Consider the following 13641-nt stretch of genomic DNA (forward strand, 5'->3'; position numbering starts at 1 on the left):
CCCGATTTAATATGTGCCATTGCACTGACCGTCGGCGGCCCCCCGTTCCGACAGCGATGTCAGGCCCGGCACCCCCGACGGACCGGCCACGGGGCCGGCGCACCCGGCCCGGGACAGAAAAAATCGCGCTGGACCCGGCGGAGTCCAGCGCGATCGACGACGGAAGCCTGTTGGGGCAGGCGCACGCCGGATGAAGCTAGGGGTGGGCGGATCCAGGGTGGGGGCCCCGGACAAGCCCGGTCATACGGGGTGTTCAGGCCTCGCTGCGCTGCTGCGGAATACCCGCAAGCAGTGCGCGGACCTCTGCCTCGCGGTAACGGCGGTGTCCTCCGAGCGTGCGGATGGACGTGAGCTTGCCCGCCTTAGCCCAGCGGGTGACCGTCTTCGGGTCCACGCGGAACATCGTGGCAACCTCAGCCGGGGTCAGCAGCGGCTCGGCATCAGGGGTGCGAGCGGTCATGAGCGGCCTCCTCGGGAGAACCGAACCATCTCGGTTCTTTCCTTAAAATTCTGCACCTTGACCCGCGTTGCCCGAAATGGCGGACGCGGGCCGAGTCGGTTATAGGACGAACGGCTTGTCCTCGGCACTACAACTACACCATCTGTCCAGCCACGTCGGCCAAACCGATGGAATTGCCCTCTGAGGTGTCCATCAACGGCCGAAGCCCGATGGACCATGCCATAACGGACAGTCACGTCACAGTAACGATCAGTCACAGAGCGATCAGGAGTCACCAGACCCCCCATAGCGGTCAATGCAGAGCAATCCACCCATAAGCAGGCGGAAGGAACCCTCCCCGGACTCCTTGTCCTATTTTGACACGAGGGGAGGTGATGGGCGCAAGGGCGCGGTTAGTGCCGTCCATCACGCTTGGGGCAATCGCCCGGATCGGGACCTACGTCCCCTCTGCGTCTTCGCCGGTCTCCAGCGGCCCGGTCAGTTGGCGAACTGACGGTCCCTCACGGCCCGCCAACGCTCCGTCAGCCGCCCGTACGCCGCCACCGCGGCCTCGCCGTCCCCCGCCCGCAGCGCCTCGAGGCCCTCCGCCGCGTCAGCGGCCGAGCGGTCGCCCGCGAGCTGGTCGCCGGGCAGCGCGTGGACGAGCCCGCCGTAGTCCAGCTCCACCAGCGACCGCGGGTGGAACTCCTCCAGCCACCGGCCCACGTCCACCAGGCTCTCGGTCAGCGGCCCCTCGTCGATGGCCTCCCGCAGCGTGCGCAGCGCCCGCGCCAGCCGGCGGCGCGCCTGGACCATCGGCGTCCGGTACCGCAGCGCGGGCACCGCCTCCTCGTAGGCCCGCTCCTCGTCCGTGAAGAGGACGAACCAGCCCACCGGGACGCCCCACACCGCCGACCTGATCCAGGGGCGCGCGTCCGGGTTGCGCTCCCTCCACTGCTCGTAGTCGGCCGCGGCCTGCCCCCGCACGACCGGCGGCAGCACCACGTCCAGCAGGGGAGCCGGCAGCCGCCCCGGCAGCTCCTCCAGCGCCAGCCACCCCCGCAGCCTGGTCCGCCAGGGGCAGACGCACACGACCCCGTCGACCTCGGTCACGAAGGCGTCCGCGCTCTCGTGGACCGGGACGGCGACCGGCGGAGTGGGCAGCAAGTCGGCGAGCGAACGGCGCAGTTCGTCCTGCGCGGTGGGCGCCCTGCCGGTCCGGGCGTAGCGCGCCCAGTGGCCGCGCTCCGGCTCGGGGAAGGCCACCAGCGGCTCGTAGATCCGCAGATAGGCCGTGTACGGGACGAGAACCGAGGACAGCGCGGGCATGGCGTGATCCTTCCACGCCGGTACTCCCGTCGAGGGTGATCCGCCGCACCGGGCCTGATCTACGCACGCGTAGGCCTTACCCTTCTGCCCAACCGGACCTTCCCCACCCACAGGAAGGTCCCCCTCCGCCGTCTCGTACTTGGGAGTCACCACCGTGACCGATGTGACCGGCGCCCGTGTCGACGTACTGAACACCCTGTTCCGATCGGAGCAGGGGGGACACGAGCAAGTCGTGCTGTGCCAGGACCGCGCCACCGGCCTCAAGGCCGTCATCGCCATCCACTCCACCGCCCTGGGCCCGGCCCTCGGCGGCACCCGCTTCTACCCGTACGCCTCCGAGGAGGAGGCCGTCGCCGACGCGCTGAACCTCGCGCGGGGGATGTCCTACAAGAACGCCATGGCCGGACTGGACCACGGCGGCGGCAAGGCCGTGATCATCGGAGACCCCGAACTGATCAAGACCGACGAGCTGCTGCGCGCCTACGGCCGTTTCGTGGACTCCCTCGGCGGCCGCTACGTCACCGCCTGCGACGTCGGCACCTACGTGGCCGACATGGACGTCGTGGCGCGCGAGAGCCGCTGGGTGACCGGCCGCTCCCCGGCCAACGGCGGGGCGGGCGACTCCTCCGTGCTCACCGCGTACGGCGTCTTCCAGGGCATGCGCGCCTCGGCCCAGCACCTGTGGGGCGCCCCGTCGCTGCGCGGCCGCAGGGTCGGCGTCGTCGGCGTCGGCAAGGTGGGCCACTACCTGGTGGAGCACCTGCTGGAGGACGGCGCCGAGGTCGTGATCACCGATGTGCGCGAGGAGTCGGTGCGCCGGATCACCGCCAAGCACCCCCAGGTCACCGCGGTCGCCGACACCGACGCCCTGATCCGCACCGAGGGCCTGGACGTGTACGCGCCCTGCGCGCTCGGCGGCGCGCTCGACGACGACACCGTCCCGGTGCTCACCGCGACCGTGGTCTGCGGCGCGGCCAACAACCAGCTCGCCCACCCCGGCGTGGAGAAGGACCTCGCGGACCGCGGGATCCTCTACGCCCCCGACTACGTCGTCAACGCCGGCGGGGTCATCCAGGTCGCCGACGAACTCCACGGCTTCGACTTCGACCGGTGCAAGGCCAAGGCCGCGAAGATCTTCGACACCACGCTGGCAATATTCGCACGTGCGAAGGAAGACGGTATTCCGCCGGCCGCCGCGGCCGACCGGATCGCCGAGCAGCGGATGGCGGAGGCCCGCCGGCGCTGACCCGCGGCACGTCCCGCCCGCCGGTCCGGGGAGAGAAGACTCACCCCGGTCGGCGGGTCGGCGGCGAAGAAGAGGTTAAAATCGCAGTTGACCAGCGAGGACCAGGCGCCTCGAGGGTTCTGTGAAGTGGCACCTCATGCGGGCGGCGTACCGTATGGCCGCGGAAGCAGGTACCGTTGAAACCCACGGACCGAGCTCTTCGAGGAGAGCCCGTTCCGCATCATGAACGCGTGTCAAGACTCTGGGGCCGTCGAGCCCCGTCACCGAGGGGGTCGAGCCATGGGGCGCGGCCGGGCCAAGGCCAAGCAGACAAAGGTCGCCCGCCAGCTGAAGTACAACAGCGGCGGGACTGACCTGTCGCGTCTGGCCAACGAGCTGGGCGCTTCTACTCCGAGTCCGCTCTCGAACCAGCCGCCCAACGGCGAGCCGTTCGAGGACGACGACGAGGAAGACGACCCGTACGCGCGGTACGCGGACATGTACAACGACGACGAGGACGAGGACGACGAGTCCGGTTCCTCGTCGCAGCGCCGCGGCGCTTGACGCTTGACTCACCGACCCGGTCCGGGCTTGCCCCGGACCGGGTTCTGTGTGCTCCGCGTCGGGCTCCCCGGTGTCGTACGGACCGTATCCGCGGGTCAACCGGGCGACTGCCTGCCGGCAGTCGCCGTTTCGGCGTGCCCGGATCCGGTGGTGCGAACCGGGCATCCCGGGGCCGGCGTCTGCCGCCCGGATCATGACCGGCGCACTGATCCGGTCATGATCCGGGCGGAAGACCTCAGCGCGCGTACCCGCCGGTGAGCTCCGCGCCGGCCGGCCGGTCGCCGCGGGCGACGATCCGTCCGGCGACCCAGGCGTCCAGACCGCGGTCGGCGAGGGTGGTCAGCGCCACGTCGACGGAGGTCTCCGGGACGACGGCCATCATGCCCACGCCCATGTTCAGGGTCTTCTCCAGCTCCAGCTGCTCGACCTTGCCGGCGGAGCCGACCAGGTCGAACACGGCGCCCGGCGTCCAGGTCGAGCGGTCGACCGTCGCGTGCAGGCCGTCCGGGATCACCCGCGCCAGGTTGGCCGCGAGACCGCCGCCGGTGATGTGGCTGAACGCGTGCACCTCGGTCGTGCGGGTGAGCGCCAGGCAGTCCAGCGAGTAGATCCTCGTCGGCTCCAGCAGCTCCTCGCCGAGCGTCCTGCCGAGCTCCGCGACCTGTGCGTTGAGCGACATGCCCGCGCGGTCGAAGAGGACGTGCCGGACGAGCGAGTACCCGTTCGAGTGAAGCCCGGAGGACGCCATGGCGATGACCACGTCGCCCTCGCGGATGCGGTCGGGGCCCAGCAGGCGGTCGGCCTCGACCACGCCCGTGCCCGCGCCGGCGACGTCGAAGTCGTCCGGGCCGAGCAGCCCGGGGTGCTCCGCCGTCTCGCCGCCGACCAGGGCGGTACCGGCGAGCACGCAGCCCTCGGCGATGCCCTTGACGATCCCGGCCACCCGCTCGGGGTGCACCTTGCCGACGCAGATGTAGTCGGTCATGAAGAGGGGCTCGGCACCGCACACGACGATGTCGTCCATGACCATGGCGACCAGGTCGTGGCCGATCGTGTCGTAGACGCCCATCTGGCGGGCGATGTCGACCTTGGTGCCGACACCGTCGGTGGCGGAGGCGAGCAGCGGGCGCTCGTAGCGCTTGAGGGCGGAGGCGTCGAAGAGGCCGGCGAATCCGCCGAGACCGCCGAGACCGGCGACCTCGGGGCGCTGCGTCTTCTTCACCCACTCCTTCATCAGCTCGACGGCGCGGTCGCCCGCTTCGATGTCGACGCCCGCACCTGCGTAGCTGGCGCCGCCTTCGGCAGGATGTGCCTGGGACATGGCTTTATGAGCTTTCGTGTCGTACTGCGCGGTCTTACGGGCGACGGAGGGCGTCGGCGGCCGCGGTCGCGGCGGGGCCGGCGGCCAGCTCGGTCTCCAGCAGCTGCTTGCCGAGCAGCTCGGGATCGGGCAGCTCCATCGGGTACTCGCCGTCGAAGCAGGCGCGGCACAGGTTCGGCTTGGCGATGGTGGTCGCCTCGATCATGCCGTCGATGGAGATGTACGCCAGCGAGTCGGCGCCGAGCGAGGTGCCGATCTCGTCGATCGTCATGCCGTTGGCGATCAGCTCGGCGCGGGTGGCGAAGTCGATCCCGAAGAAGCACGGCCACTTCACGGGCGGCGAGGAGATCCGGATGTGGACCTCGGCGGCGCCCGCCTCGCGGAGCATCTTGACCAGCGCGCGCTGGGTGTTGCCGCGGACGATCGAGTCGTCGACGACGACGAGCCGCTTGCCCCGGATGACTTCCTTCAGCGGGTTGAGCTTCAGGCGGATGCCCAGCTGGCGGATGGTCTGCGAGGGCTGGATGAAGGTGCGGCCCACATAGGCGTTCTTCACCAGGCCGGAGCCGTAGGGGATGCCGCTCGCCTCGGCGTAGCCGATGGCGGCGGGCGTGCCGGACTCCGGGGTCGCTATGACCAGGTCCGCCTCGGCCGGAGCTTCCTTGGCCAGTTTCCGGCCCATTTCGACACGCGAGAGGTACACGTTCCGACCGGCGATGTCCGTGTCCGGACGGGCCAGGTAGACGTACTCGAAGACGCAGCCCTTGGGCTTCGCTTCTGCGAATCGGGAGGTCCGGATGCCGTTCTCGTCGATGGCGATCATCTCGCCCGGCTCGACCTCCCGCACGAAGCTCGCGCCGCAGATGTCGAGGGCGGCGGACTCGGAGGCGACGACCCAGCCGCGCTCCAGCCGGCCGAGGACCAGCGGGCGGATGCCCTGCGGGTCACGGGCGGCGTAGAGGGTGTTCTCGTCCATGAACACCAGCGAGAAGGCTCCCCGGACCTCGGGAAGGACCGTGGCGGCCGCCTCCTCGACGGTCAGCGGCTTGCCGTCCCCGTCGACCTGGCCGGCCAGCAGGGCGGTGACCAGGTCGGTGTCGTTGGTCGCCGCGACCTGGGTGGCCCGCCCGTTCTCCTTGGGGAGCCGGGCGACCATCTCGGCCAGCTGGGCCGTGTTGACCAGGTTCCCGTTGTGGCCGAGCGCGATCGAGCCGTGGGCCGTCGCCCGGAAGGTCGGCTGCGCGTTCTCCCACACGGAGGCGCCGGTGGTCGAGTAGCGGGCGTGTCCGACCGCGATATGACCGCTCAGGGAGCCGAGGGAGGTCTCGTCGAAGACCTGGGACACGAGCCCCATGTCCTTGAAGACGAGGATCTGAGAGCCGTTGCTGACCGCGATACCCGCGGATTCCTGGCCTCGATGTTGGAGGGCGTAGAGCCCGAAGTAAGTGAGCTTCGCGACCTCTTCACCCGGAGCCCAGACACCGAAGACGCCGCAAGCGTCCTGGGGGCCCTTCTCACCGGGGAGCAGGTCGTGGTTGAGTCGTCCGTCACCACGTGGCACGGCACCGAGTGTAGGCGAGATCGACCACTGGTCCGAATTGGGGATGCCCGCGACCCCCTTCCGCGGGCTTCGCCGGCCCCTCGCGAGCCCACCCGGAACCACACGTTCCGACGCCCTCCGGCAGGTCCGGGGACGGGCTCCGAAGATCGCCGGGGTGTCCATTCCGGCGTCCGCATGCCGGGACGATCGTTGACACACCTGCTGGGAGTCGGCCAGGCTCCCGGGTCATGCAGCTTCCCGGTGACCGGACGGTCACACTCGTGGAGCGCCGCCACGTCGACCTGGTCCGTGTCGCGAGCGCCATCTGTCGCTGCGTGCGCTAGTTCACACTCCGGCCCGCCTCCCGCGCGGGCCGTCCCCCCGTTTTCCCGGGCCCCGCCCGGTCTCCTCCGCCACCCTTCCGCGCCGACCCGCGCGTCCGTTCCGGGAGGGTCCGCACCCTTGTGTCTGGAGACACCTGTGAACGCGTACGAGCCCACCCTGTCCCGGCGTGCCTTCGCCGGCGCCACCGTCGCCGGCGCCGCCGCCGCGGCCGTCGGACTCCCCTCCGCGGAGGCCGCCGCAGCGGACTCCGGCCCCGGGGAACGCCCCTTCCGCGCCTCGCGCTCCCTCGGGCGGCACTCCCGGCGGCCCAACATCCTCTTCATCCTCGGCGACGACCTCGGCTGGGCCGACCTGTCCTCGTACGGCTCGACCCACATACGCACGCCCCACCTGGACCGGCTCGCCCGGCAGGGCGTGCGCTTCACCGACGCCTACTCGGGGTCCGCGACCTGCTCGCCCACCCGGTTCAGCCTCTACACCGGCCGTTTCCCCGGCCGCACGAAGGGCGGGCTCGCCGAGCCGATCGCCGACCGCACGGCGGGGCTCGAACCCACCCACCCCACGCTCGCCTCGCTGCTGCGCGACGCCGACTACGCCACCGCGCTGATCGGCAAGTGGCACGCCGGCTACCTGCCCGACTACAGCCCCACCCGCTCCGGCTGGGACGAGTTCTTCGGCAACTTCGGCGGCGCCCTGGAGTACTACTCCAAGCTGGGGCTCGGCGGCGAGTACGACCTCTACGAGGGCGACGCCGAGTACCGGGACCTGCGCTACTACACCCGCATCCTGACCGAGCGGGCGAGCGAGTACGTGAGCCGCGACCACGCGAAGCCGTGGCTGCTGAACCTCAACTTCACCACCCCGCACTGGCCCTGGATCGCCGAGGGCGACACCGAGGAGAGCGCCGCCGTGACCGCGCGGATCAGAGCCGGGGACCGGCGGGCGCTCTTCCACGACGACGGCGGCTCGCTCGACAAGTACCGGGAGATGGTCGAGGACCTCGACCGCTCGGTGGGCAAGGTGCTGGACGCCCTCAGGCGGTCCGGGCAGGAGAAGGACACCCTGGTCTTCTTCGCCAGCGACAACGGCGGCGAGCGCTTCTCCTACAACTGGCCGCTGTCGGGCAGCAAGTCCTCGCTCCAGGAGGGCGGCATCCGCGTCCCGTCGATCCTGCGCTGGCCGGCCCGCATCGAGGGACACCAGGTCAGCGATCTGCCGGTGTACACACCGGACTGGACGGCGACCCTGCTGGAGATCGGCGGCGCACGCCCCCACCCGGCGTACCCGCTGGACGGCACCTCGCTCGCGGGCCATCTGCTGCGCGGTGCCGACGTGCCCGAGCGGGACCTGTTCTGGCGGGTGCGGGGCGAGCGCGCGCTGCGGCGCGGCGACTGGAAGTACTACCGCGGCAAGACCGGCCGCGACCAGCTCTTCCGGCTCTCCGAGGACGTCCGCGAGCAGGCCGACAGGGCCACGGCCGAACCGGCCCGGCTGGCGGAGCTGCGCGGCGCCTGGGAGGCCGTGAACGGCACGCTGCTCCCCTACCCGTCCTGACCGGCGCGCGCCGCCGGTTCCGCCTGACCGGCGCGCGCCGGGCGCGCGCCGCCGTTCCCGTCCCGACCGCTGCGGTCCGGTCCGGGCGGGAACGGCGGGCGACAGGCCGGGTCAGCGGTCCCGGGCGACCGCTCCGACGCCCTCGCCGTCCGGCGCGGTGAGGGTCAGCGCGCGGTGCTTCACCTCGTAGGCGAGCGTCCCCTTCTCCAGCAGCGCGGTGAGCTTGCGCTCCAGTTCCATCTCGGGGCCGGGGCACAGCTTGCGGGTGGCGGACACGGGACCGAAGGCGATCGTGGTGCCGGAGACCTTCGCCGTGGCGGAGAAGCGGTTGCAGCCGAGGCTGCCGCTCGCCTTCCCGTCCTCGGTGAACGTGAGCTCGGCCTTCTTCTCGCTCCCCGCGGGCAGCGAGGCGGCCGTCTTCCCGGACACCAGGGAGTCCACCGTCCAGGTGGTGCCGACGAGCGGGGCGGGCTTCTCCTCGCTCAGGGCGACGGTGTCGCCGCCGTCGGTGGTGAGGGTGAGCCGCCCGTCGGACAGCCCCGCCTTCAGCTTGCCGGCGAGCGCGGCCCGCAGGGCGTCCTCGAAGCCCTGGATCCGCTCCTCGCAGGCCATCTCGGTCATCTCGCCCGGGCCGACGGTGAGGGTGTCCCCCTCGATGCTCACATCGGCGCCGAAGTGGTTGCAGCCGTAGTTGCCCTGGGCCCGGCCCTTCTCGGTCAGTTCGACGTACGCGCCGTCCGGGGCCGCCGTCCGCCGGCCGTCGACGGTGACGCTGTCGACGGACCATCGGGTGCCGGCGAGTGGCGCGTCGGGCGCCACGGACGTTCCGCCGTCGGAGGAGGACCCCGTCTGAGTGCCGCACGCGGCAAGGGCGAACAGGGCCATCGCGGTGACAGGAATGCTCAGCTGGTAGCGCATGTCCCTGGGACGGGGCGGCCCGTCTCCCGGTTCCACGGCGGCTCCGCCCCGGCCGGGGACCGGCGGCGCGTCAGCCGAGAACCGGCAGCAGCGGGCCGAGGTCGGCCCGCTCCCCGCTCGCCCGTACCGTCGCCGCCGCCACCTCGTCCGCCCAGGCCGTGCGCCCGGTGGCCAGCCGGATCCAGGTCAGCGGATCGGTCTCCACGACGTTGGGCGGCGTCCCCCGGGTGTGCCGGGGCCCCTCGACGCACTGCACCACGGCGAACGGCGGGACGCGCACCTCGGTGGAGCCGCCGGGCGCCTTCACCGCCAGCGCGTCCGCCAGCAGCCGGGTGCAGGCCGCCAGCGCCTGCCGGTCGAAGGGGATCTCCAGCCCGGTGGCGTGGGCGAGGTCGTCGGTGTGGACGACCATCTCGACCGTGCGCGTCACCAGGAAGTCGCCGAGCCGCATCCCGCCGAACCGCATCGGCACGATCCGCTCCGGGGAGGACCCCGGCAGGACCGCGTCGAGATCCCGCGCGGTCCGGGCGAAGAGGCCGGCGATCTCCCCGCGGGAGGCGAAGGCCCGGGTGTCCTCGTCGACCTTCGCCCGCGCGGTCACCGTCGCGAACGGCCAGTCCAGCAGCGCGAGATCGGCCTCCGCCGGCTCGGGGCGCTCCAGGTACCCGACGACGAGCGAGGCGACCATGGCGATGTGCGCGCAGAGTTCGCGCACGGTCCAGTCGCCGAGCCGGGTGGGCCGGCCGAACTGGTCGGGCGTCAGCGTGCCGACCGTCGCGTGCACATGCCCGAACTGGGCCCGGACGGCGTCCACGACCGTGTCGTGGGCGTAGCTGCGGAGTCGTTTCCTGGCCGGTGGCATGAGGAGACCCTACGGCGCGGACGGCCGCTCCGGCGCCGGAAGACCCCACCGCCCGGACGGACATGTCCGGGCGCCGGGCTCCTGCCGGGAGCGGCGCGGCCGACGGCGAGGCCCCCGCCCGGGACGGACGGGGGCCTCGGGCACCGCGACGTCAGACGAGCAGACCGGGGATGGTCGCCTCGTGCGCCGTGCGCAGCTCGTTCAGCGGGATCGAGAACTGGCCCTGCACCTCGACGGCGTCGCCCTCGACGACACCGATGCGGGTGGCGGGCAGCCCGCGGGCACCGCACATGTCCGTGAAGCGCAGCTCCTCGCTGCGCGGCACGGCGACGACCGCACGGCCGGCCGACTCGCTCAGCAGGAAGGTGAACGCGTCGCCGGTGGCCGAGCCGCCCTCGGACAGCCCCTCCGGGACGACCAGCCGGGCGCCGTGGCCGCCGCGCAGGCAGGACTCGGTCACCGCCTGGACCAGACCGCCGTCGGACAGGTCGTGCGCCGCGTCGATCATGCCGTCGCGGGACGCCGAGATCAGGATCTCCGCCAGCAGCTTCTCCCGGTCCAGGTCCACCGCGGGCGGCATGCCGCCGAGGTGGTCGTGGACGACCTGGGACCACGCCGAGCCGCCGAACTCCTCGCGGGTGTCGCCGAGCAGGTAGAGCAGCTGCCCCTCCTCGGCGAACGCGATCGGGGTGCGGCGGGTGACGTCATCGATCACACCGAGCACGGCCACCACCGGCGTCGGGTGGATCGCCACGTCACCGGTCTGGTTGTAGAGCGAGACGTTGCCGCCGGTGACCGGGGTGCCGAGCGCGAGGCAGCCGTCGGCGAGGCCGCGGGTGGCCTCGGCGAACTGCCACATCACGTCCGGGTCCTCGGGCGAACCGAAGTTCAGGCAGTCCGAGATCGCCAGCGGCCTGGCGCCGGAGGCGGCCACGTTGCGGTACGCCTCGGCCAGCGCGAGCTGCGCACCGGTGTACGGGTCGAGCTTCGCGTAGCGGCCGTTGCCGTCGGTCGCCATGGCCACGCCGAGGTTGGACTCCTCGTCGATCCGGACCATGCCCGCGTCCTCGGGCTGGGCGAGCACGGTGTTGCCCTGCACGAAGCGGTCGTACTGGTCGGTGATCCACGCCTTGGAGGCCTGGTTCGGGGAGGAGACCAGCCGCAGGACCTGCGCGCGCAGTTCGTCCGCGGCCTGGGGCCGTGCCAGCGCGTTCGCGTCGTCGGCCTGGAGGGCGTCCTGCCAGGACGGACGGGCGAACGGACGGTGGTAGGTCGGTCCCTCGTGGGCGACGGTGCCGGGCGGCACGTCCACGATGAGCTCGCCGTGCCAGAAGATCTCCAGCCGCTCGCCCTCGGTCACCTCACCGATCACGGTGGCGGTGACGTCCCACTTCTCGCAGATCTCCATGAAGCGGTCGACGTGCTGCGGCTCGACGATCGCGCACATGCGCTCCTGCGACTCGCTCATGAGGATCTCCTCCGGCGAGAGCGTCGCGTCGCGCAGCGGCACGGTGTCCAGCTCGACCCGCATGCCGCCGGAGCCGGCGCTCGCCAGCTCGGAGGTGGCGCAGGACAGCCCGGCGCCGCCGAGGTCCTGGATGCCCGCGACCAGCTTCTCCTTGAAGATCTCCAGGGTGCACTCGATGAGGAGCTTCTCCTGGAACGGGTCGCCGACCTGCACCGCGGGGCGCTTGGTGGGCTTGGTGTCGTCGAAGGTCTCGGACGCGAGGACCGAGACGCCGCCGATGCCGTCGCCGCCGGTGCGGGCGCCGTAGAGGATGACCTTGTTGCCGGGGCCGGAGGCCTGGGCGAGGTGGATGTCCTCGTGCTTCATCACGCCGATGCAGCCGGCGTTGACGAGCGGGTTGCCCTGGTAGCAGGAGTCGAAGACGACCTCGCCGCCGATGTTGGGCAGGCCCAGGCAGTTGCCGTAGCCGCCGATGCCGGCGACGACGCCCGGCAGGACGCGCTTGGTGTCGGGGTGGTCGGCCGCGCCGAAACGCAGCGGGTCGACGACGGCGACCGGGCGGGCGCCCATCGCCAGGATGTCGCGGACGATGCCGCCGACGCCCGTGGCGGCGCCCTGGTAGGGCTCGATGTACGAGGGGTGGTTGTGCGACTCGACCTTGAAGGTCACCGCGTACCCCTGGCCCACGTCGACGACGCCGGCGTTCTCGCCGATCCCGACGAGCAGCGCGTCGTTCTCCGGGGCCTTCTCGCCGAACTGCTTCAGGTGCACCTTGCTGCTCTTGTACGAGCAGTGCTCGGACCACATGACGCTGTACATCGCGAGCTCGGCCCCGGTGGGACGGCGGCCCAGGATCTCGCGGATGCGGGCGTACTCGTCCTCCTTGAGTCCGAGCTCCTTCCAGGGCTGCTCGGAGTCCGGGGTCTCGCCCGCGTGCTTGACGGTGTCCAGGGTCATGAGGAGACCAACTTCTTGAGGATCGAGGTGAAGAAGCCCAGCCCGTCGGTGCCCCCGGTGCCGACGAGCGGCTCGACCGCGTGCTCGGGGTGCGGCATCAGGCCGACCACGTTGCCCGCGGCGTTGGTGATGCCCGCGATGTCGCGCAGCGAGCCGTTGGGGTTGACGTCCAGGTAGCGGAAGGCGACCCGGCCCTCGGCCTCCAGCTCGTCGAGGGTGCGCGCGTCGGCGACGTAGCGGCCGTCCATGTTCTTGAGCGGGACGGCGATCTCCTGGCCCTGCTCGTAGTCGGACGTCCAGGCCGTGTCCGCGTTCTCGACGCGCAGGCGCTGCTCGCGGCAGATGAAGTGCAGGTGGTTGTTGCGCAGCATCGCGCCCGGCAGCAGGTGCGCCTCGGTGAGGATCTGGAATCCGTTGCAGATGCCGAGGACCGGCATGCCGGCCTTCGCCTGCTCGATGATCGTGTCCGTCACCGGGGAGAAGCGCGAGATGGCGCCGGCGCGCAGGTAGTCGCCGTAGCTGAAGCCTCCGGCCAGCACCACGGCGTCGACCTGCTTCAGGTCCTTGTCGCGGTGCCAGAGCGGGACGGGCTCGGCGCCCGCGAGGCGGACGGCACGCAGGGCGTCCCGGTCGTCGAGCGTCCCGGGGAAGGTGACGACTCCGATACGAGTGGTCACGACTCCACCTTTACGACGAAGTCCTCGATGACGGTGTTGGCGAGGAACGTCTCGGCCATCTCGTGGATGCGGGCGAGGGCGGCGTCGTCGACCGGCCCGTCCACTTCCAGCTCGAAACGCTTTCCCTGACGTACGTCCGCGATCCCGTCGAATCCCAGACGGGGCAGTGCACGCTGCACCGCCTGTCCCTGGGGGTCGAGGATCTCGGGCTTGAGCATGACGTCGACTACGACGCGAGCCACGGGCACTCCCGGTGGTGTGTTGCGAGGGCGGTTCCCTCAGCGTACCCGGCCCGAGAATCTACGCGGGTAGATATCGGGACACACCACCGGGAAATCCCGGATAGGAATCCCCTGCCGCTTTGCGCGGGACACGCGCAGACAATTGGCGGGGCTTCACAATGCACCGCCCACCGCTGTACAAAGGAATGCAGAGGAAAGCA

General features: G+C 71.3%; 13 protein-coding genes. 4 read left to right on the forward strand and 9 right to left on the reverse strand.

The features are described 5' to 3' along the window. Nucleotides 1-253 precede the first annotated feature (253 nt). Complete coding sequence (gene bldC, locus IAG43_RS14875; RefSeq protein WP_003949541.1) at nucleotides 254-460, reverse strand: developmental transcriptional regulator BldC; 207 nt, start codon at nucleotides 458-460, stop codon at nucleotides 254-256. 477 nt (nucleotides 461-937) lie between these two features. Beyond that, nucleotides 938-1768 (reverse strand): DUF8083 family protein, encoded by an 831-nt coding sequence (locus IAG43_RS14880; RefSeq protein WP_187741217.1) that lies wholly within the window; start codon nucleotides 1766-1768, stop codon nucleotides 938-940. Nucleotides 1769-1922: 154 nt separating this feature from the next. On the opposite strand from IAG43_RS14880, the gene IAG43_RS14885 reads away from it, so the two are divergent. Next, complete coding sequence (locus tag IAG43_RS14885; protein ID WP_187741218.1) at nucleotides 1923-3014, forward strand: Leu/Phe/Val dehydrogenase; 1092 nt, start codon at nucleotides 1923-1925, stop codon at nucleotides 3012-3014. Between the two features lie 279 nt (nucleotides 3015-3293). Next, complete coding sequence (locus tag IAG43_RS14890; protein ID WP_187741219.1) at nucleotides 3294-3557, forward strand: DUF3073 domain-containing protein; 264 nt, start codon at nucleotides 3294-3296, stop codon at nucleotides 3555-3557. A gap of 235 nt (nucleotides 3558-3792) precedes the next feature. On the opposite strand, the gene purM is transcribed toward IAG43_RS14890, so the two are convergent. After that, nucleotides 3793-4878: a phosphoribosylformylglycinamidine cyclo-ligase gene (gene purM / locus IAG43_RS14895; RefSeq protein ID WP_187741220.1), complete on the reverse strand. Its 1086-nt coding sequence runs from the start codon at nucleotides 4876-4878 to the stop codon at nucleotides 3793-3795. Nucleotides 4879-4912: 34 nt separating this feature from the next. After that, nucleotides 4913-6439: an amidophosphoribosyltransferase gene (gene purF / locus IAG43_RS14900; protein ID WP_187741221.1), complete on the reverse strand. Its 1527-nt coding sequence runs from the start codon at nucleotides 6437-6439 to the stop codon at nucleotides 4913-4915. Between the two features lie 227 nt (nucleotides 6440-6666). Between purF and IAG43_RS35190 the strand changes: the two genes are divergently transcribed. Continuing rightward, the gene (locus IAG43_RS35190; protein WP_355649107.1) at nucleotides 6667-6762 is read left to right on the forward strand and encodes a putative leader peptide; all 96 of its coding nucleotides are present in this window, start codon (nucleotides 6667-6669) and stop codon (nucleotides 6760-6762) included. A 136-nt stretch (nucleotides 6763-6898) separates the two neighbouring features. After that, nucleotides 6899-8317: a sulfatase-like hydrolase/transferase gene (locus IAG43_RS14905; RefSeq protein WP_187741222.1), complete on the forward strand. Its 1419-nt coding sequence runs from the start codon at nucleotides 6899-6901 to the stop codon at nucleotides 8315-8317. Between the two features lie 111 nt (nucleotides 8318-8428). On the opposite strand, the gene IAG43_RS14910 is transcribed toward IAG43_RS14905, so the two are convergent. The 5 genes from IAG43_RS14910 to purS all read right to left on the reverse strand — a co-directional run bounded on the left by IAG43_RS14910 (nucleotide 8429) and on the right by purS (nucleotide 13441). Continuing rightward, nucleotides 8429-9235, reverse strand: coding sequence for an META domain-containing protein (locus IAG43_RS14910; protein WP_187744472.1), 807 nt, complete (start codon nucleotides 9233-9235; stop codon nucleotides 8429-8431). A 70-nt stretch (nucleotides 9236-9305) separates the two neighbouring features. Then, the gene (locus IAG43_RS14915) at nucleotides 9306-10097 is read right to left on the reverse strand and encodes a maleylpyruvate isomerase family mycothiol-dependent enzyme (protein WP_187741223.1); all 792 of its coding nucleotides are present in this window, start codon (nucleotides 10095-10097) and stop codon (nucleotides 9306-9308) included. 151 nt (nucleotides 10098-10248) lie between these two features. Next, nucleotides 10249-12522, reverse strand: a complete 2274-nt coding sequence (purL, locus tag IAG43_RS14920; RefSeq protein ID WP_187741224.1) for a phosphoribosylformylglycinamidine synthase subunit PurL — start codon at nucleotides 12520-12522, stop codon at nucleotides 10249-10251. Continuing rightward, nucleotides 12519-13199, reverse strand: a complete 681-nt coding sequence (purQ, locus tag IAG43_RS14925; protein WP_187741225.1) for a phosphoribosylformylglycinamidine synthase subunit PurQ — start codon at nucleotides 13197-13199, stop codon at nucleotides 12519-12521. The genes purL and purQ overlap by 4 nt, the downstream gene beginning before the upstream one ends. Continuing rightward, complete coding sequence (purS, locus tag IAG43_RS14930; protein ID WP_147987130.1) at nucleotides 13196-13441, reverse strand: phosphoribosylformylglycinamidine synthase subunit PurS; 246 nt, start codon at nucleotides 13439-13441, stop codon at nucleotides 13196-13198. The genes purQ and purS overlap by 4 nt, the downstream gene beginning before the upstream one ends. Between the last annotated feature and the right edge of the window lie 200 nt (nucleotides 13442-13641).

The sequence above is a fragment of the Streptomyces genisteinicus genome (assembly GCF_014489615.1).
In the GTDB taxonomy this organism is placed as follows: Bacteria; Actinomycetota; Actinomycetes; order Streptomycetales; family Streptomycetaceae; genus Streptomyces; species Streptomyces genisteinicus.

Excerpts from the sequence above, each read along its gene's own strand:
- bldC (WP_003949541.1), bottom strand. The coding sequence starts at position 460 with ATGACCGCTCGCACCCCTGATGCCGAGCCGCTGCTGACCCCGGCTGAG.
- IAG43_RS14880 (WP_187741217.1), bottom strand. The coding sequence starts at position 1,768 with ATGCCCGCGCTGTCCTCGGTTCTCGTCCCGTACACGGCCTATCTGCGG.
- IAG43_RS14890 (WP_187741219.1), top strand. The coding sequence starts at position 3,294 with ATGGGGCGCGGCCGGGCCAAGGCCAAGCAGACAAAGGTCGCCCGCCAG.
- purM (WP_187741220.1), bottom strand. The coding sequence starts at position 4,878 with ATGTCCCAGGCACATCCTGCCGAAGGCGGCGCCAGCTACGCAGGTGCG.
- IAG43_RS35190 (WP_355649107.1), top strand. The coding sequence starts at position 6,667 with ATGCAGCTTCCCGGTGACCGGACGGTCACACTCGTGGAGCGCCGCCAC.
- IAG43_RS14910 (WP_187744472.1), bottom strand. The coding sequence starts at position 9,235 with ATGCGCTACCAGCTGAGCATTCCTGTCACCGCGATGGCCCTGTTCGCC.
- IAG43_RS14915 (WP_187741223.1), bottom strand. The coding sequence starts at position 10,097 with ATGCCACCGGCCAGGAAACGACTCCGCAGCTACGCCCACGACACGGTC.
- purL (WP_187741224.1), bottom strand. The coding sequence starts at position 12,522 with ATGACCCTGGACACCGTCAAGCACGCGGGCGAGACCCCGGACTCCGAG.